15 protein-coding genes are annotated in these 19,640 nt (G+C 42.5%); 9 read left to right on the forward strand and 6 right to left on the reverse strand.

The window, feature by feature from the left end; all coding sequences use genetic code 11:
- Positions 1-203: 203 nt before the first annotated feature.
- The 5 genes from FIS9605_RS0118890 (at position 204) to FIS9605_RS0118910 (ending at position 6,681) form a co-directional block, all read left to right on the forward strand.
- Positions 204-2,111: an iron uptake porin gene (locus FIS9605_RS0118890; protein WP_026734000.1), complete on the forward strand. Its 1,908-nt coding sequence runs from the start codon at positions 204-206 to the stop codon at positions 2,109-2,111.
- A 133-nt stretch (positions 2,112-2,244) separates the two neighbouring features.
- Complete coding sequence (locus FIS9605_RS0118895; protein ID WP_026734001.1) at positions 2,245-3,408, forward strand: hypothetical protein; 1,164 nt, start codon at positions 2,245-2,247, stop codon at positions 3,406-3,408.
- A 306-nt stretch (positions 3,409-3,714) separates the two neighbouring features.
- Positions 3,715-4,386, forward strand: a complete 672-nt coding sequence (locus FIS9605_RS0118900; RefSeq protein WP_026734002.1) for a DUF1361 domain-containing protein — start codon at positions 3,715-3,717, stop codon at positions 4,384-4,386.
- Between the two features lie 249 nt (positions 4,387-4,635).
- Positions 4,636-5,805 carry a baeRF7 domain-containing protein gene (locus FIS9605_RS0118905; RefSeq protein WP_026734003.1) on the forward strand — a complete coding sequence of 390 codons (1,170 nt, stop codon included), beginning with the start codon at positions 4,636-4,638 and terminating at the stop codon, positions 5,803-5,805.
- Between the two features lie 51 nt (positions 5,806-5,856).
- Positions 5,857-6,681 carry a hypothetical protein gene (locus tag FIS9605_RS0118910; RefSeq protein WP_026734004.1) on the forward strand — a complete coding sequence of 275 codons (825 nt, stop codon included), beginning with the start codon at positions 5,857-5,859 and terminating at the stop codon, positions 6,679-6,681.
- 253 nt (positions 6,682-6,934) lie between these two features.
- On the opposite strand, the gene FIS9605_RS0118915 is transcribed toward FIS9605_RS0118910, so the two are convergent.
- Positions 6,935-9,349: a putative PEP-binding protein gene (locus FIS9605_RS0118915; protein ID WP_026734005.1), complete on the reverse strand. Its 2,415-nt coding sequence runs from the start codon at positions 9,347-9,349 to the stop codon at positions 6,935-6,937.
- A gap of 554 nt (positions 9,350-9,903) precedes the next feature.
- Here FIS9605_RS0118915 and FIS9605_RS0118920 point away from each other — a divergent pair.
- The gene (locus FIS9605_RS0118920) at positions 9,904-10,386 is read left to right on the forward strand and encodes an MgtC/SapB family protein (RefSeq protein ID WP_026734006.1); all 483 of its coding nucleotides are present in this window, start codon (positions 9,904-9,906) and stop codon (positions 10,384-10,386) included.
- 269 nt (positions 10,387-10,655) lie between these two features.
- Here FIS9605_RS0118920 and FIS9605_RS0118925 read toward each other — a convergent pair whose 3' ends face one another.
- From FIS9605_RS0118925 to fghA, 4 genes are all read right to left on the reverse strand, one after another.
- On the reverse strand, positions 10,656-11,435 hold the full coding sequence (locus tag FIS9605_RS0118925) for a Tab2/Atab2 family RNA-binding protein (protein ID WP_026734007.1): 780 nt from the start codon (positions 11,433-11,435) through the stop codon (positions 10,656-10,658).
- A gap of 165 nt (positions 11,436-11,600) precedes the next feature.
- Positions 11,601-12,014: a GxxExxY protein gene (locus tag FIS9605_RS0118930; protein ID WP_026734008.1), complete on the reverse strand. Its 414-nt coding sequence runs from the start codon at positions 12,012-12,014 to the stop codon at positions 11,601-11,603.
- A 6-nt stretch (positions 12,015-12,020) separates the two neighbouring features.
- Positions 12,021-14,234, reverse strand: coding sequence for an alpha-glucan family phosphorylase (gene glgP / locus FIS9605_RS0118935; protein WP_026734009.1), 2,214 nt, complete (start codon positions 14,232-14,234; stop codon positions 12,021-12,023).
- A gap of 451 nt (positions 14,235-14,685) precedes the next feature.
- Positions 14,686-15,531 (reverse strand): S-formylglutathione hydrolase, encoded by an 846-nt coding sequence (fghA, locus tag FIS9605_RS0118940; RefSeq protein WP_026734010.1) that lies wholly within the window; start codon positions 15,529-15,531, stop codon positions 14,686-14,688.
- Positions 15,532-15,611: 80 nt separating this feature from the next.
- Between fghA and FIS9605_RS0118945 the strand changes: the two genes are divergently transcribed.
- Entirely contained in the window at positions 15,612-16,796 is a 1,185-nt protein-coding gene (locus FIS9605_RS0118945) for a hypothetical protein (protein ID WP_026734011.1), read from the forward strand.
- 92 nt (positions 16,797-16,888) lie between these two features.
- On the opposite strand, the gene FIS9605_RS0118950 is transcribed toward FIS9605_RS0118945, so the two are convergent.
- Positions 16,889-17,893: an alpha/beta hydrolase gene (locus FIS9605_RS0118950; RefSeq protein WP_026734012.1), complete on the reverse strand. Its 1,005-nt coding sequence runs from the start codon at positions 17,891-17,893 to the stop codon at positions 16,889-16,891.
- A gap of 246 nt (positions 17,894-18,139) precedes the next feature.
- Between FIS9605_RS0118950 and FIS9605_RS0118955 the strand changes: the two genes are divergently transcribed.
- Together FIS9605_RS0118955 and FIS9605_RS0118960 are read left to right on the forward strand one after the other, a co-directional pair.
- Complete coding sequence (locus FIS9605_RS0118955) at positions 18,140-18,697, forward strand: hypothetical protein (protein ID WP_026734013.1); 558 nt, start codon at positions 18,140-18,142, stop codon at positions 18,695-18,697.
- A 75-nt stretch (positions 18,698-18,772) separates the two neighbouring features.
- A complete protein-coding gene (locus FIS9605_RS0118960) occupies positions 18,773-19,420 on the forward strand; it encodes a DUF3318 domain-containing protein (protein WP_026734014.1) in 648 nt (215 codons plus the stop codon).
- The last annotated feature ends 220 nt before the right edge of the window (positions 19,421-19,640 follow it).

The following is a 19,640-nucleotide window of genomic DNA, read 5'->3' on the forward strand; positions in this document are numbered from 1 at the left end:
TCTAACTGTAGCTCACCAAACAATTGGGGGGTAGCGACTACCTATAGTCGCTACCCCCCCACAGATCGTATTCGCTATCTGATGGCTTTGTGTCATACAAGTAGATAATCAGTAACTTTTATAACTTTTTACTACGAATCAATCCTGATTTAAACCAATTCTGTTTGTCAAAAGGAATATAAGTATTAGTAAAGAGTAATACAATGAGCGATATCGGTCTGCTAATGGTGGGAGTATTAGCAACAGGACAAGCATTACCGCCAAAATTACCAGATCAGGAACAATTTCAGCCAGATAAACTGCTGCAAGAGTCAGCGCAGGATCGGGCTAATGTGGTTGCCCCAGTGACAGAAATTACACTACCTGAGTTTATTTTATTTAATTCGAGTATCGAAACTATTCCATCCGATCTTACAAAACAAGAGTATCTAAATATACTTAAAAACCAAGATAAGATTAAATTCCAAAATTCTTCTGTTCTGGTAGGGGAAGTACAGCGACTAGAAGAAGTTGAGGAGAATACAGGAGAGTCTAGAGAAAAGGAAGTTGTAGAAATGGGAGGAGAAGATACTTCCCTCACTTTCCCCACTTCCTCAGACTCAGATAGTCAGATGTCTCAAGTCACATCCGTGTCGCAACTTGATGATGTACAACCCTCTGACTGGGCTTTTGGTGCTTTGCAGTCTCTGGTAGAACGCTATGGCTGTATTGCTGGATATCCCAATAGGACTTTTTTAGGCAACCGTGTTATCAGTCGCTATGAATTTGCAGCTGGGTTGGCAGCTTGTCTTGAAAGAATTAACGAATTGATCGCGAACAATACAACTAATACTTTTAAAGAAGAAGATTTAATCGTACTGCAACGCTTGCAAGCTGAATTTCAAACACAGTTGCAGAAAGTACAGGAACGTGTAGCAAATCTAGAAAATAGAACTGAGGAAGTACAGGCAAATCAATTTTCAGCAACGACTAAACTAGTTGGTCAAGCTATCTTTAGCTTACAGGGAAACAGTAGTGCTGATGTGGATCTGTTTCCCAGAGATGGAGTGCCAGAACGTCAAGCACAGACAAATTGGACTTTTGCAAACAGCGTGCAACTAACGCTGGCGACTTCATTTACAGGGCAAGATTTGCTGTTAACTGGGTTATCTTCTGGAAATTTGGATTCCTCTGCACCTTTTGTGTTTAGCAACATGGGACGGTTGGGTTTTGAAGCCAATACAAATAACGATGTAGTTATCAATGAGTTATCTTATCGATTTCCGGTTTCCGACAACATGGGAGTAGTTGTGGGTACGGCAGGTGTTAACCCCATCAACACCTTTCGCGGCGTTAACCCCCTAGAAGGTGCTGGCGAAGGAGCAATTTCTTTATTTGGTCAGCGTAACCCAATTTTGGCAATTGGCAACAGTACTGGCGGTGTAGGGTTTGACTGGCAGATTAGCGATCGCATCAGCTTACAAGGTATTTATAGTGCCGAAATTCCGAGTTTTCCAGGTGATATCAACATCGGGGGAATAGTGGGTGGTAGATATACCACGGGCGCTCAACTGGCTTTAGCACCCACCAATAATATTGATCTGGGGATACATTATCTTTTCTCTCACTCTCCCGATGGTTTGTTAGGAAATGGTATCGGCGATGCCCAACTCATTTCACCTTTTGCACCGCCTACAGCTTTCAACACTCACGCTGTTGGTGCTACCGTAGCATGGCGCATTAACCCCAACTTGCAATTAGGGGCTTGGGGTGGCTGGACTCATTCCGATCCGGTAAATCTTTCTGGAAACGTAGAAACCATAAATTGGATGGCATTTGCAGCGTTTCCTAATTTGGGGAGTCCTGGCAACTTAGGAGGAATTCTCATCGGACAACCTCCCAAAATCACTTCTAGTACCTTACCTGAAGGATACAATTTTCCCAACTTTTCCGACGGAGGGACAGCTGGTGGGCGCGATGATACATCCTTGCACGTAGAACTTTTTTATCGCGCCCAGTTGAATGAGAATTTGGCGCTGACTCCAGGCGTATTTGTGATTTTTAATCCCGATCGCAATGCTGTAAACGACCCCTTGGTAGTTGGGGCATTGAGAGCAACCTTCCGGTTTTAATTATTTACTGGTGTAAATATAATCAAAAACTGTATTTTTATACGTATGCCTTTTCCTAATAATAAGCATTTGGGCAACCGTTACGCAAAAATACTGAGACTTTTTTACTCTTTAACAAAGGAACAAATTTAAGATGCGAGTAAAATTATCAGATTTTGGCACGCAGCAGCAACATCCAACCCAAAATTTTTATAAATTGGGTTGTGCAGTTGTGACTAGCAGTGGCTTAGCCGCAGTTATTCTTGGCCTGGGGACATCAAGCGCCACGGCTCAAATTACAATTCAAAGCACGGGCACCCTATCAGGCACTATCCAACTTCCCAAGTTTAATCCTAATTTCAATAACAGGATTACTCGTGTTGATACCGACTCTAGCGGTACTTACTACCGCAACATCGGCACTAAGAGTAATCCCAATTATGTTCCTGTGTATAAGTCAGATTATGTAAAGGTACAAACACGCGCTGATGGCAGTCTGAGTTATTTCGTTGACTTTAAAGGAGTTCCGGTTGTTTCCTTTGACGGCATCCTGAGTTCGCCAGTACTTTCTAATGGTGAATTGACGCCCTATAATTATCAAGGAAAATTGCCAGGAACAAAATTTCAAGGCGTAGTTCAAGATGAGTTTGGGCTAACAAAAGGTTTTTACACAGGTCTTGTTACCGATCCAACCACAGGACAGCAGTATGAGGGTACATTTGAGGTAAACGGACAAGGCCCGCGATATAGCGATCGCAATGGTGGCGAAAGTCCTACAGTCTTTGATTTCAGGTCGGATCTCCCAGGTAAGCCAACCGTAACATCCTATAAAATGACCAATAGCCCCTTGGTGAGATTGACGGTTAAAGTACCTGCGGATGCAAAACTTGTCACTCCCAGCAGCAGTACACCCACTACAGGCAATAGCAGCACACCCACTACAAATACAGGTAGTAATACTACACCCACTACAGGCAGTAGTAGTACCCCTACCACAGGCAGCAGCACACCTCCTACTCCTCCTACTTCTCTCCCATCCCCCTCTCTTCCACTCTCCACATCTCCTACTTCCACTACTTCTTCTACATCTCCCACTTCCCCCACTCTTCCACTCTCCCCCTCTCCCACTCCCCCTACTTCCCCCACTCCTACTCCCACACTTAACATGGAGTTCAGCACCGGTACTTCCTTTACAGGAAATTCAACAGTTTTTAACCTTGCAGCTATTTGTTTGCGAGATTGTGTGAACTGCCGTACCAAAGAAGAATCTACACCTAAAAGAGCGATCGGTCCTCGCAGCCGAGTTTTGCTGCGTTAACAATTCATTTCTGGAACATGACCACGACAAGATGAAATCTATAACTATAGTCATAAACAGAGCAAAATTCCAAAACAGCAAATCTGTTCTAGGAGAGTAGCTTATTTTGTGGTTATGGCTATACTAAGTGATTGATACACCTGCCTTCCCAGCAATACCAGCACCATATTCAGTTTTTATGAAACTGATTTTCTAGCTTCGGGCAACAACCACAGTCAGATTTTAGTTGTTTGATTCGTCAATCAACTAAATTCATAAACAGAGGGAATACACAATCATTCACACACTTGTTCTAAGGAAGCAGTGATGAAAGCAGAACTGATTGAATTAATAGCCAGGGTAATACCGGTTTTGCAAATCAATATGCGTTGGATGACTTGGAATTTATTTCTGGCATTTATACCTTTAGCTTTGAGTGTTTGGTTGTTTCGCATCAAACGCGGACGCTCTTGGGTTTGGTGGCTGGGATTTATAGTTTTCTATGCTTTCTTACCAAATGCGCCTTATCTGTTAACCGATGTGATTCACCTGATCGACGATGTCCGCACAATTCAATCTGTGTGGATGATTACCTTGGTGTTAATTCCTTTGTATTTACTAGTAATTCTGGCTGGTTTTGAAGCCTACGTCATATCTTTAATTAATGTGGGATACTACTTGCACCGCATAGGTAAGAGTCAATGGATTGTCTGGGTGGAAATGATTACTCATGCTTTATGTGCTGTTGGTATTTATTGGGGTAGGTTCTTGCGTTTTAACAGTTGGGATTTCGTTACTCAACCAGATGCTTTACTAACTAGAGGTGTAGAAGAAATTTTAGGCAAGCAACCTCTAGTAATTATTGCTATTACTTTTGGTATACTTGTTGGCTTGTACTGGCTGATGAAACGAGTAACTTTAGGTTTTGTTAGGCAAGGAAACAAGGGTATAGCTATTAAATCACAACTAATAAATTCCAACACCCATAATGCTGGTTAATTCAGATAAATAAATGTATTTATCGTGAAGGCTGTTAGTGATTGATGGTTGATGCTTAGTTGTAAAAACAATCAACAACTAACCCTTCATTTCAAAGCCATCTACGTCTGTACCTACCTTTTCCTCCATCTCAAGAGAGGACATAAGGTAGGTATTTTTTTATCAAAAGAAAGATGCAGCCTCACAAAAAATAATTTGAAATTAATCTAGATCGATCAGCTTTAATTGACGTGGATAGGAATTTAAAATATGCAGCTATTGTCGATTGATGAACTCAAGTTTTTAGTAGAAAATGCTCAAAGTCCTTGTGTTTCTCTGTACATGCCCACGCAAAAAGCAGGGACAGAAACTCGACAGAATCCAATTCGCTTCAAAAATTTAATCCGCGAAGCAGAGGAACGCTTGGATAAAATGGGAATTCGCCACACTGAGGCAGTAGATTTTCTCCAGCCAGCTAAGGAACTTGATACGAATGAGTTCTGGCAAAATCAAGACCACGGTTTGGCAATTTTTATCTCGCCAAATGTGTTTCGCTACTACCAACTCCCGATGGAGTTTCAAGAATTAGTAGTTGTTAGCAATCAATTCCACCTCAAGCCACTAGTGCATCTTGTCAACAATGATGGACGGTTTTTCGTCCTGGCTCTCAGCCAAGATAATGTCAGGTTCTTTGAGGGAACACACTACAGCATCCAAGAGGTAGAGGTGGACAATATGCCTAAGAGCCTGGATGAAGCCCTCCTCTATGACGAGACTGCCAAAGAGGGGCAGCGGCGGATTGGGACATCCAGAGAGGGAACTGCTAATCCTTTTTCACAGCCAGGTGAGTTTCACGGACAGGGTAGCCCCGACAGAGACGAACACCAAAAAGACATCCTGCAATTCTTTCACGCCATTGATGACGCATTACACGAAAAACTACGGGATGAAAAAGCACCTTTAGTGCTGGCTGGAGTTGAGTATCTCTTTGCTATTTACAGAGAAGCTAATTCTTACAAACATCTGCTGGAGGAAGGTATTCATGCCAATGTAGACATTATCAAGCCGGAAGAATTACACGAGCAGGCTTGGCAAATTGTGGAACCTATGTATACTCAATCGCACGAGGCTATCATGGAGCTTTACCAGCAAATTGCTGGAGAAGGTACTGGTAGAGCCTCTAGCGATCTCAAACAAATTGTTCCCGCTGCTTATTTCCAAAGAGTTGATTATTTGTTAGTGCCGATAGACCAGCAAGTATGGGGTGATTTCGATCCAGAGACAATGGCTGTAGAATTACATCCAGAACCAGAGCCTGACGACCAGGATCTGTTGGATTTTGCCGCTATTTATACACTCCTTAATGGTGGTGCAGTCTACACCGTTAAGCCAGAAGAATTACCAAATGGTGTACCAGCAGCAGCAATTTTCCGATATTGATTATTCCCAAGGTGTTGTATAAACTTAAACATCCTATATACAACACTGTTTATGAAGAGTATTCGTTCGTTTATTACTCAATCTCTAATTGGTTTAGCTATTTTAAGCGGAACAGCTATATCTACTACATCTGTACGAGCAGAAGTTATCGCCGGACAATCAGGCAATGTGCGAGCAGAAATCTCTTACGAACAACCACAGGAATATCAGTATAAAAACGTGCAAATAAAAATTGTCCGGGAGGGTAAAACTGTTTTAGATCAAAAGCTGCCTCAAGACAGCGAATACGATCGACCTATAGGTGCTTTGTTAGATGAAAACGATCGCGATAAATTACCAGTGCTAGACGTGGACGGTGACAAAGAACCAGAAGTAATTGCCGATTTCTTTACTGGTGGAGCGCACTGTTGTACTTACTCGCTAATTTATCGCTATGACGCAAAAGCCAAGCAGTACAAAAAAATTCGCCATGAATGGGGTAATGGTGGCTATCGACTTATAGATTTAGATAAGGATGGGCTACCAGAGTTTGAAAGTCGAGACGATCGCTTTGCCTATGCATTCACAGCCTATGCTGCTTCTGGTTATCCCTTGCAAATTTGGCAATATCGCCAAGGCAAGATGATAGATGTTACCCGCCGCTATCCCAAATTAATTTACAATCATGCCTTTGAGCTATGGCAAACTTTCTTATCAGCGCGGAAAGAAGGAGATAACGGCAAGGGGTTTTTAGCGGCATACTTGGCAGATAAATATATGCTCGGTCAAGGACAAGATGGTTGGCAGAAAGTCAAGCAAGCCTACAAAGGACGCGATCGCACTCGATACTTTGCTGATTTACGTAAGTTCTTGCGGGAAACTGGTTATATGAAATAGGTTAGTAGTTAGTGGATAGTGGTTAGTGGGTGGTGGATAGTGGACAGTGGATAGTGGTAAAAAATCAACTACTAACTACTAACCACTAGCCCTTTGGTGGTGCAATCCTAAACAATAAATTTTCTTGAACCACCAAGACACTAAGTCATCAAGTCGAATCAGGAAAAACCAGGCAATGAAAGCAGATTTTTCACTCACCTTGAAAGGGGTGCTACTAACCACTAACTACTAACCACTAACTACTAACTAATAACTACTGTATTTGTCGCCGCGCTGCTTCTAAAAGCAAGCGTTTCTCAGCCCGGGCAATGGCTTGATATGTCCTCAATACTGCTTCCGGTTCTACGGAAATGGAAGTAATACCCCATTCGATCAGATTGTCAATGATTTCCGGATACAATGCTGGTGCTTGACCGCAAATAGAACAAGGAATTCCGGCATCTCTCGCCATGTGGATCAGTCTAGCGACTGCATCCATTACCGCTGGGTGACGTTCATCAAATGCTTTTGCTAGCTGTCCTTGCTCTCTATCTACTCCTAGCAATAGTTGGGTGAGGTCATTAGTTCCAATGGAAATCCCTTGTACACCTGCTTTGATATATTCTGGCAGCAAAAACAGCACGCTTGGTACTTCTGCCATAATCCACAGCTGAAACTGGGGTACTTGATTTAAATTTGCTTGCTCAACTTTTTGGCGGCAAAAACGAAACTCTTCTACCGTGCGAACAAATGGCAAAATTAGGTGGATATTGGTATAACCAGCTTTTTGTACATTTGCCAAAGCCGTTAGTTCCATCTCAAAAACGGCGGGGTTTTCTAAATAACTGAAAGTACCCCGCTCTCCCAAAACCGACTGTCGTGAAGATGGGATATTATGGCTAAAAGATGACAATTCGTGCGATCGCCAGTCCAAAGAGCGATAAAAGATAGGTCGTGGTGCAAAGGCATGGGCAAATTGCACAATCTGATCGTACCAGCGCTCTAGTAATTGAGTCTGACGCCCATTGATTAGCCAATGATTGGGGTGTTGTCCCTCCAACATGGTAAGTGCCATCAGTTCTGAGCGCAATAATCCCACTCCATCTACAGGTAGAGAGAGCGCTTGCTCGATTAAGCTTGGCTGACTCAAGTTTACCAGCAACCGAGTAGCGATCGTAGGTAAATGAGAATTGATGGGGTGATGGGGAGTAGTTTGCTCCGTTGTTACAGACAGTGGTGTATGACTAACGTGTGATGAACTAACAGAGTGATGGGGAGATAAAGATAACGAGGCAAAAGGAGAGAATTGATCTAATTTTTTCCTCCTGGTATCGTCTCCTCCTCCACCCATACTGAGGCGATAAATTTCTCCCTTGTCGCCATCGATGAGCAGTTGTTCGCCGTTTTGAATCAATGTTGTAGCATTTGCTGCGTTTACTACACCGGGAATGCCCAATTCTCTTGCCAGAATTGCCGCATGACTAGTTAAACCTCCCTGTTCAGTGATAATCCCACCTGCTTGTTGCAATATTGGCAACCAATTAGGCGTGATGGCTGGAGCAACTAAAATTACTCCTTTAGGTATTTGTTCTGGTCTGTGTTGTGAGTTCACTACATGGGCCGTTGCTGTCACACGTCCCATTGCTGCCCCCAATCCTTTGATGAAATGGAAATTGGAAATCCCAGATTGAGGGACGTTAACTTGTGTCAGGTAGAGTATCCCTGAAGGCATTTCCTGAGAAATTGTCCACTCTAAGGTAAGATTCGCACCAAATTCTGTCACAAGTTGATTTACTAGCCCAATTAATTGTTGTAAGTGTTCTTCTGATAAAGCATATGCTTGTTGTTGGGCTTCCTCAAGAAGACAGACTTGTAAACAAGAGTCATCTAAGGTTGACACAGAGGCTGGTACAGATTGCAAATTAGCCCCAGAATTTGCATCATCAATACGATAAGCCAGCATTTTACAACCCAACTGTTGCTCTAGCACCATGCCAGTTTTTGGTTGAATGTAGTAGACATCTGGCAGAACTTCACCGTAGGCGATCGCAAATCCCAATCCCAAAGTGGCTTGAATTTCCCATGCCGAAGAGTTGGCGATCGCTAAGCCACTGGCAATTGCATTTTGAATTGGTTGTACCAAAACTGCTAATTTTATTTGCTGCAAGTCAATACCTGCTTGCTGCCAATAGAGAAGACTTCTAGCACGAAAAAGCTGACTCCAAGTCCGCTTCAGTGCTGTGGCGATCGCCTCTAGTTCGCAGTGACAAACTTGTGACTCTAGCAATCCAGATAGATTGCCAACTCCCTGTTTGCCAGTTGGAAGCGTCAGGCTAGGACGAAAAATCAGACATTTAGTATTCCACCTTCTCGCTGCGTTTAAAATTGCATTTAACAGCTGTGGTGGCACAGTGGCAGTGATAATCTCCTGACGTAAGCTTCCAGCCACCTGCTGAAGTTGATGCCAATTGCTTACATCCAAATGCAAAGAAGAATTGGGTAAGTCAGCAACTAATGCTTCTGAACTGTTCAGAGTTTCTAGAAATTCTCGCAAAACTGATGCCGCAATGACGAAACCAGACACCACCGGATAACCACGCTGCATGATTCTGCTCAAATAAAAAGCCTTATCACCGACTTCGGCGCGGTCTAGTGGTTTAATTTGCTCAAGCCAGTAGAGTTTGTCCACTCAATTAGTCAGTTGTCGGTTGTCATAGCCTCTGGTGGAAACCAGAGAAGTTAGCACGGGTGCAAGGCTTTACGCCTGTACAGTTGTTAGTAGTTGGTTGTAAATCTTTAACTATTAATCACTATCCGCTATCCACTGTACGAGCAAAGCATTTTTACGATAATTTTTCAGTTTAATGGAAAGAAAATATTTTCAAATGCTTCGCCCAGTCTAAGTCATTGTGACAGTCTGGAAACAGCGCTGCTCGCTTTTGGTATTGCGATTTAGTTTATACTAAAAGTACTAAAGAAAAGATTTATTATCTCCTGTGTTGCCTCAGCGTTTGTATATTGCTAATTGGCCTATCTGGAAGCAGAGTAATAAATAACTAGTCATACATGGGAATTTATGCCTGAGCTTGGTTCCTTAATGCTGCTAGCTTGCTGGGCATTTTATCAAAGAAAATCTATACAGAGAATCTTATCACAATACCAGAATGGCGAGGGCAGGAGGCAGTTCGATCTGAAATATGAGAGCGATCGCTCCTTTAGCGCGTGTTTCGACTCAAAAAACAAATGATGCTCGCATTATCAATATTGCCAAATACATACTACCTGTCGCCTAATGATTGGTTAAACATCGCCTTTAGGCTATCTCTGGCGATGTTTTTTGGGGCAATAATCGGCCTAGAAAGGGAGCGGAGGCGCAAACCAGCTGGTTTGAGAACTCATATGCTCGTGAGTCTTGCTGCCGCAATGTTTGTGATTATAATTCTGCAAACAGATGTAGAACCCCGAGATTACAATGGGCTTAGCCGCGTAATTCAGGGTGTGGCAACTGGTGTAGGATTTCTTGGTGCTGGAGTAATTTTGCGCGAACCTCCGGAAGAAGAATCACAACGAGTCGAAGTCAAGGGACTCACCTCAGCAGCAGCTATCTGGTTGGCAGCAGCTTTGGGAATGACAGCTGGATGTGGTTTGTGGCAATTAGGATTAATTGGCATCCTATTGTCTTGGTTTATTCTTTATGTTGTGAAAATTTATGAAAGAATCTATTAGACCTGCGTGCTTCCGAAAAACTAATTTTGAAAACTGCGATCGCTTTTGGCTCTATCTTTATTTTTATTAATAATTAAAAAGTGCTAATACCTGATTAAAAATTTCTTCTTCTGCTTTAGCTATAATAATTTATTTCACTAAATTAACAAAATCCCAATCAGTTTCCCGATCGTTTTCAATGGTTTTGCTAGCTGCATAAAAACATTATTTCTTATTCCCCATTCCCTTTTTCATGTGTCTTGGTGTACACAGTTCATGACAGCTACTTATTAATCTTCCGCACGCAATAACCAAAAGCCGCTGAAAGTCATTCCCGAGTCATCTGGCTGCACAAGTAAAAAATGTAACCCGTGACTTTGCTGCTTGCGCTGTTCGTAAACCCTAGCCGCCGCAGCCACTTCTGGATCTTCAAACGTAACAACAATCCATCTATCCACCAAACCTGCTTCTAATACCAACCCATCCGGCGCACCAGCAACGTAACTTAACGCCACAGGACGTGCTTGTTGCAACCACCGTGCCAAGCGCATCGATTGGCGTCCCCCATAAATTACCACACCGGGAACCGGCACCGTTGACGCCAAACCCAAATTTATAGGCAACAAAAACTCTGGCATTACCAAAATGGGAATGGGAACTTCTGCAAACGCTTCCACCAAATTACCTGCTGACAGTGTTGCAAAACGCCATTCTTCTCCCCAAAGATTTTCCGGTAATGGCGTGGGTGGTGGCTTGTCTAGTGCGATTGGATATTGCTTTTCCCGTAACCACTGCTTCAGGGCAAAAGTGCGCCGCGTAGGTTCAACATTAATACCCAAACTGCGTCCAGCTTGTTCAATTAAACCCAAAGACTGAGGACGAAATACCTGAATTATATCCGGCAATTGCCCACCAGCAGCCAATTGCAGTTGAGAAGCAACCCAACTGGAATTTGCTTCAGACTGGGGACAGGTAGCTTCATACTGAAAGCTGCGATCGCGATCGCAAATCAACAACTGCCATACATCTTGCTGCGGACGACGATAAAAATCAGCTTGCCAGATACGCATTTCGTTTGACCTATATAAAAAATGAACCACAAAGACACAAAGACACAAAGGGTTTCTTGGTGACTTGGAGTCTTGGTGTTTCATTCATATAAAAAAGTGAACCACAAAGACACAAAGACACAAAGGGTTTCTTGGTGACTTGGAGTCTTGGTGGTTCATTCTTTCTCATAGTACTAGGCGTTTGATGCCATCTTTGATCAGAGGAACATTGAAGTTAATTAGCAAGCCCAAGCGACACCTTGAAAGCTTAAGATAAGTTAAGAGTTGAGCTGTATGAACTGGTAACAAAACTTCTACAGCTTTTAGTTCAACGATCAAACATCTGTCAACAAGCAAATCAAGTCTAAAACCAGCCTCTATATAAATGTTGTCATATACTACTGGTAGTGGAACTTGCTTTTCAACACTTAATCCCCTCTTAGTTAATTCATGCTCCAAGCACACCTCATAGACACTCTCTAGCAAACCAGGTCCTAGAGTAGAATGCACCTGAAAAGCTGCATCAACCACCTGTGCCGCTACTCGATCCAATTCCTCGGAAATAGGCTTTCTTTGTGTCTTAGTGTCTTGGTGGTTCATTAATTCTTATACCAACACTTTCGCTAAAATCGGTGGCACTTTTACAGAAATTTCTGGCACGTACACCTGAGAAACGTAGTCAGCAATCATTCTATCAGTGTTAAACAGTGGTGCATTGGTTTTAATTGAAGCCTTCATCATCTGCAACCAACCGTGGGGAATGCCGTTAGCATCTTGGTCGTAGTAGAGAGGAACTATTTCCTCTTCTAACAATTTATACAGTGATTCGGAATCAATGCGGTCTTGTAATTCCTGATCGCTGGTGTGGGCGTCTTCGCCAATTGCCCAGCCGTTGATGCCTTTACCGTTGGCGTCGGTTTTGTAGCCTTCACACCACCAGCCATCAAGGACGCTGCAATTAATCCCGCCGTTAAAGCAAACTTTTTGTCCGCTTGTACCAGATGCTTCTAGGGGACGGCGGGGATTGTTTAACCAAACATCGACGCCTTGCACGAGTTTTTGGGCGGTGTAGATGTCGTAGTCTTCGATGAAAGCGACGCGGTTGGTAATTGCCGGATGTCTGCACCACTCCATCAAGCGTTGAATAATCCGCTTGCCTTCTTCATCGGCGGGGTGTGCCTTGCCTGCGAAGATAATCTGTACAGGGCGATCGAGATTGCCAAAAATCCGCAAGGCGCGATCGGCGTCACGCAGCAGCAAATGACCGCGTTTGTAAGGTGAAAAACGTCTGGCAAATCCGATGGTTAGTGCTTTCGGGTTCAGCAGGAAGTCGGTAGCTTGAATTCTTTCGTACTCTTCGCCTCGTCCTTCTCTTGCTTTCTTGACTTTATAGCGGGTGTAGGCTACGAGTCTTTCTTTGAGGATTTGATGTCGCCACCACAGTTCTTGATCGGGAATGTCGTCTACTTTTTCCCACATTTTGGGATCAACTGCACGAGTTTTCCAATCTGCACCCAAATACTGATTGTACAAATCTGCTATGAGGGGAGCAGTCCAGGTTGGTGCATGAACTCCATTGGTAATGTAACCGATGGGGACGTTGTCTTCAGATCGATTTGGATACATAACTGTCCACATCTGGCGGGAAACTCGACCGTGCAGTTCACTGACACCGTTGGAGGTACGGCACATCCGCAGTGCTAAAACGGTCATACCGAAGGGTTCCCAAGGATCGCCGAGTCGACGTGCGCCTAATGCTAAGAATTGTTCGCGGGAAAGGCGCAGTTGCGGCCAGTAGTGGGCAAAGAAGGAGTCGATTAAATCTGGTGAGAAGACGTCGTGACCGGCTGGGACGGGTGTGTGGGTGGTGAATACACACCGATTTCGCACATCTGCTTCGATGTCGTAGAAGGATTTGTTTGTGCGTTCAATTTCTTGCCGGGAAATTTCTAAGGTGCAGAAGGCGGCGTGTCCTTCGTTGAGGTGATAGACAGATGGTTGAATTCCTAAAGCTGTCAAAGCACGAACGCCACCAATTCCCAAAACGACTTCTTGGGCGATGCGGGTTTCTTGGTTCCCACCGTAGAGGTGTCCGGTTAGCCAGCGATCGATGGGATCGTTGTCGTCGCGATCGCTATCTAAAAGATAGAGAGTTACTCGCCCCACTTGCACTCGCCAAATTTGCACTTTCACCCAGCGCTGGCGAATTTCTAGTTCGATGGTGAGTGCTTGCCCTTGTTCATTTTTGATTAATTCCAAGGGCATACGGTGGAAGGGGTTATCAACGTAGTAATCTTCTTGCCATCCGCCACGGTTCAAGCGCTGGCGGAAGTAACCTTGGCGATACAGCAAGCCGATACCGACCATTGGTACGCCCAAATCGGATGCTGATTTGAGGTGATCGCCTGCGAGAATGCCCAAACCCCCAGAGTAGACGGGTAGGGATTCATGGATGCCAAATTCGGCGCAGAAGTAAGCAATGGGATGTTCAGTTGAAACTTGCGGTGCTACCCGACTCACCCAAGTATCTTTTTGCGTCATGTACTCGTCAAATTCTTTGGCTAGGGCAGAAATTTGTTTGAGGTAAAAAGGGTCTTCTGCTAACTGGGTGAGGCGTTCGTAGGTTGCCGATTCTAATATTGCTACTGGATTATGTCCGCAGCGTTCCCATTCTTGGGGATCGATGGTTTGGAATAAGGCGAGGCGATCGCTTGTCCATGACCACCAGTAGTTATAAGCCAAATCTGCCAAGCGTCGTAGCGGCAAAGGCAATTTTTCACTCAAGCGAAGCGCTGCGTTAATTGCACTGCTTTTAGTCATAATTATTGTTCGTTTAGTTTTGTAAGTTTACTAGTCAATAACGGCAAATAAGGCGACTATTCCAGCCTGCTTCCCGTCGCCTTGTTAATGAGTCAACCTCTGGAGATGCAGCAGTTTATTGACAAAAAACCTTAGCCAAGTCTCTGGTTTTTGGTTTTCAACATACTAACAATCATCCGTCTTTTTGTGACAATTTTGATAACTGTCTATCTCAACTTTATTGACGTTGTTTTAAATTATTTTTTATATATTTAAGATTTATTTAACTGTTTCTAAGTTTCAGCCTAAATGATGAACTATTTAGCTTAAATAATTTTTTAATACTATATTTATCAATTCAAATACCTTTTTTATTAAAAATCATATCACTAAATTAATTTTTGTAAAAATCAAACAATTAGAGCAAAAGTTCCCTGATTTATAATCAGGGAATGTTTTAGCTGAGAGTAATTCACACTTCAATCAGGGCGATCGCATGATGGCGGATGTGATCTTCAATAAAAGAAGCGATGAAGTAATAACTGTGGTCGTAACCCTGTTGATAACGCAAAGTCAGAGGTTGATTAGCTTCCCTACAAGCTTGGTCAAATACATCAGTCAGCAATTGTTCTGCTAAAAATTTATCCGCAGTGCCTTGGTCGATGAGAATTAGACTGTGATAACCAACTTGCTTGACTAATTCACTAGCATCGTAAGCACGCCAAGCTTCTTGATCTTCACCAAGATAACCGCTAAACGCCTTCTGACCCCAAGGACAACGCATCGGTGCAGCAATGGGTGCGAAAGCTGAAACTGATTTGTATTTTTGGGGATTTCGCATTGCACAAACCAACGCCCCATGTCCACCCATAGAATGACCGAAAATGCTTTGTTTATCTGGTAGCACTGGGAAGTTTTCGGCAATTACAGCAGGTAATTCATCAACGACATAACTATACATGCGGTAGTGCGACGCCCACGGTTCCACAGTCGCATCAACATAAAAGCCAGCACCCGTGCCAAAGTCCCAGTCGTCATCCTCACCAGGAATTCCGGTTTGGCGGGGGCTAGTATCTGGTACTACTAACATTAAGCCGTACTTTGCTGCCAAGCGTTGCGCCCCCGCCTTAGCCATAAAGTTTTCTTCCGTGCAAGTCAAACCGGAAAGGAAATAGAGAATTGGTACTGAATCGTGACTTGCCTGTGGTGGTTGGTAGACAGCAAAGCGCATTTCACCATTGCAGCTAGAGGAGAAATGACGATAAAAGCCGAGTTTGCCATCAAAGCATCTTGATTCTGAAATAAGATCAACAGACATGGTTTATGGATTATATTCGCTAAACTTACGAGTGGAGGTGGCTTGCAGTGCAGGCTATTTACATTAGTTAAAAATTTACTATGAGCCAAGAGCAACAGCATATTTTCGAGCCTAAATATGTTCAGGAATCATCGACATCCACACAAGATACTGAACAAAAACAACAGGAAAAAGATAAAAAAGTTTCCTATGTACACAAGACAGATCGTATAAGAGCTTGGAGTGAGTTTATTAAGTCAGTGACTCCCTATGTTTGGGCTGCTGTCATCATTATTGTAATTATTCCCTTGCTAGGTAGATTTTTAATCGCAGGTTCATCACCTGAAGATAAAAGCATCCCTACTCAAACAAATGACAATATAGTTATTGTTGAAAAAATTCAACAACCCAAAGGTATTGAGATGGCGATCGCAACTGCTCTTGAAAATGCTAAATCTCAATCAGAGGCTTTTGCTTCTGAAAAATTAAACGAGTGGGTTGATGAATTGATGACTCGTGTTGATGATAGTTTCCTAGATTGGTATTTTAATTACTTCAACCAAAAGAAACTAGAGTTCAGCACACCATTTGTATGGCTATCTTCAGCTGTTACTCACTGGGCAAATACAAATAATCCATCTCCGAAACAAGCAGTTGCAGAAAAATTGACAGAGAATTTCCAAACAGAATTTGCCAAGCGTGTCCTTAGACCAAAAATTGCCCAACTTGAATTAGAAAACCTCACTAGAGATACTATAAATTTATATGTCACACAATTGAGTAAAAATATTTCTAATATCCAAAGCAGTTACAAAATACCTCAAGGAGATTGGGAACGTTATCTAAATGATATTGCAATCACTATTAATGATACAGAAGGCAATATTTCTAATTTATCCTTAAAGGTTTTGACTGGTGGAAGCGCTTACCTACTTACTAAAGCAATGATTCCAACAGTGACAAAAGTAGGAAGCAAAATAGTTACATCCTTTGCTGGAAAAGCTGGCGCAAAAATGGCTGCAAAAACTGGTGGTGCGGTTGCTGCGAAGGTAGGTGCAGAGTTACTAGATCCAATTGTAGGAGTTGGGATTATCATCTGGGATTTATGGGATTATCATCATACAGTCGCAGTTGAAAAACCAATTTTACGGGATGCGATTCACGATTATTTGCAGCAAGTCAAATATTCTCTGCTAGAAAACCCTGAAAATGGCATAATGACAGCAATTAATCAAGTGGAAAGTGGCATTTTAAAGTCTATTGAATCAGTAAAACAACCCGTATGAGTTTAATAAATAGCGAAAATATTTGTCTGTTTTAGAAAGCTATTCAAATCAAAATGAACAGTTTGAGAATCATTTTGATTGCTTCTCAAGCATTAACTTATGAGCATCAATAATCTTTTTTTATCCATTACTGCCAGTAATACTGACACTTCTTGAGAAACTGGTTCAGTTAAATTTAATATATTTACAGCAGTATCTAACGTTTTCCCTTGTAGGATTTGATAGCCAAGTTTAAGCAAATTATCCCAAGTAATATCGCTTTCCAAATATGCTTTAGCAATAGTAATAAGCAGGTCTTGATAATCATTACCTTCAGCTTTTGTCATCATGGTATGGGGAATTTCATAGATTTTATCAAAGCGAAAATACCAAGATTTTTGCTGATATTTGTTGACATTTGCAAACAAAATGTGCAGTTCATGCTCATCTATAGTGAGGTCGCTTTCACTGGAAATTACAAACATTGGCACTGCCGACTTATCTTTTGATCGTTCTAAAATGTCTTGACCCATATCTAAAAATAATCGCAATGCTGGAATACGAAAGCCATTATAGCCAAAATTACCAGGGTTATCTTTATTTAACCATTCGTAATAAAAAGGCAGAGTTTCCACTAAAAAATCTACTATTTTATTAGTACCGCTTAAATAAGGAGCGAACAGCAAAGCTTTCTCTATTTCTTGCGGACGTTCTAATGCTAACCAAGCTGATAAATTTCCACCTGTAGATAATCCACCGATTATCACTTGCTCTCCGAATGTTTGTGCTGTTTGTAGCCAACACAGAGCAAAATCTTGATAAACTTCTCGCTCCATAGGTAAAGGAGGAGGATTGTCTTTATTCCAGTTTCCTGCTATTCCATGACCAGGCTGCAATGGAATTAAAACATTATAACCAGCCGCAAATAGAGCTTTTCCTAATGGTTCAAACTGATAAGGGCCAGCAGTAAATCCGTGGAAGAAAAGGCAAACTTTTCGAGTTGGATGCGGATGGAAAAAGAATTTTGAGCGGCAAGCTTCGTTTTTTATTGGTAGATTGTTCTCTAGATTGATGGCTTGTTCAAGGATAGCAGTTGTTTTGCTGAAATAATCAGACATATTTTTATAGAAGTTAAAGTTGTTATGTTTTAAACCAAATTATGACTAAATCGAATCTGCCATTAGATCTATAACAATAAAATTCTTTTACCAGACATGCTTGGCAACTCCGCAAAGGAGTATTTTTTGTAAGATATATAACAAAGCATTTATGATCGACAGAAGATTAGGTAGCAATACTATTTGCCCCCATCACGTTAAACTAGGTCTGATAACAGCCGCTCTACCATTCATTATGAGGCTTTTATGGCAGCTAATCTGCAACAGATTGCTTATTACTTAGATAATCTTGGTTGGGACTATCGTTTAGATGAAGAAGAAGACCGTATTATTACAGGTGTAGAAAGTGAAAACATAGAAGATTTTTTAATCGTTGTCCAGTTGGATGAGGAGGGAAAGTTTTTTCGGCTATTTGCACCACAAGTTCTTGCAGGAGTACAAGACCATCCTTACAAAGCAGCAATTCTCCAGTCAATGCTAGCAATTTCTTGGGAAACCAAAATGCTGCAATGGGAGTATGACCCTTCCGACGGCGAAATTCGTGCTATTATCGAGTTTCCTTTAGAAGACTCAATTCTCACAGAAAAACAATTTAACCGCTGTCTGAGTGGGTTGATTCAGCTGATTGATAGTGTGGCACTCCCCCGCCTGAAAGCTGTGATGGAAACAGGTCAAGACCCAGGAAATGTAGAATTGGGTGAGAGACTTTTACTCAGCATTCAAGAACAAGCTCCCGGATTGCTAGAACTTTTGGAGAAGGCAATGGAAGCTCGTAAAAAGCGAGGAAGTTTTCCTGGTGAATGAGCCGAATGGGTGGTGAAATAGCTATACTCCAAAGTGATACGCTCAATATACTGAAGTTTTCTAGGGTTGGATCATATGACATCCTATGCTACTTCTTCTGCTAAAGCAGAAATGGGTGAACTTCGGCGGTTAAAAGGCTTACTACCGCCAGAATTGCAAAGTTGGGTAACAGTTGAAGGTACAACAGAGGTAAACCCACCGCTGATCCGCAGCGAAGAAATTGGTAAAGATCAGGTGGAAATTCAAATTGATCTGGTGAAATGGGATTCGCTGGCAATGGATCAGCGCAATCTGCTGTTTTGGCACGAAGTTGCCCGCATTCAAAATGATACTATCCCCAAAGATGGTTGGGAAATGGCAGCCTTAGCAATTGGTTTGGGTGGTGCTGTCGGTGAATTGTGGGTACAGGATGCTTTATTGCTGATATTAGCTTTGGCACTGTGCGGAGTTTCAGGCTGGCGACTTTATCAAAAGAATAATGGAGAAAAGCAGTTAAAAGAATTAGTGGAAGCCGATGAAAAAGCGATCGCTTTGGCGACTCGTTTTGGTTATAGCCTCCCCAATGCCTATAAAAGTTTGGGAAGTGCTTTGAAAACCCTAGTTGATATGACTCCTAGCAAGCGTCAGCGGTCTAGATACGAAGCACGACTCTCAGCCCTCAAACGCAGTGCTAACAAAGTCAAAGCAAAATCTAAATCAACTGTGGATGAAGGTATATATTAGGCAAAATCGAAGGAAGAGAGACAAGGGAGACAAGGGGAATAATTCTTAGTTTCTCCCCATCTCCCCATCCCCCCATCTCCCGCTCAGTCTACACGAATAAATCAAATCGCCAAACGCTTATTCTACGAGCTGAGTTTGTCGTCGCTTCAACCAAAAACTACCTAGCCCTAAGAAAAATTTTGCATTCGCGTCTAATAATCAACTACGCCACCACCGGAAC

The organism is Fischerella sp. PCC 9605 (genome assembly GCF_000517105.1).
Lineage (GTDB): Bacteria > Cyanobacteriota > Cyanobacteriia > Cyanobacteriales > Nostocaceae > PCC9605.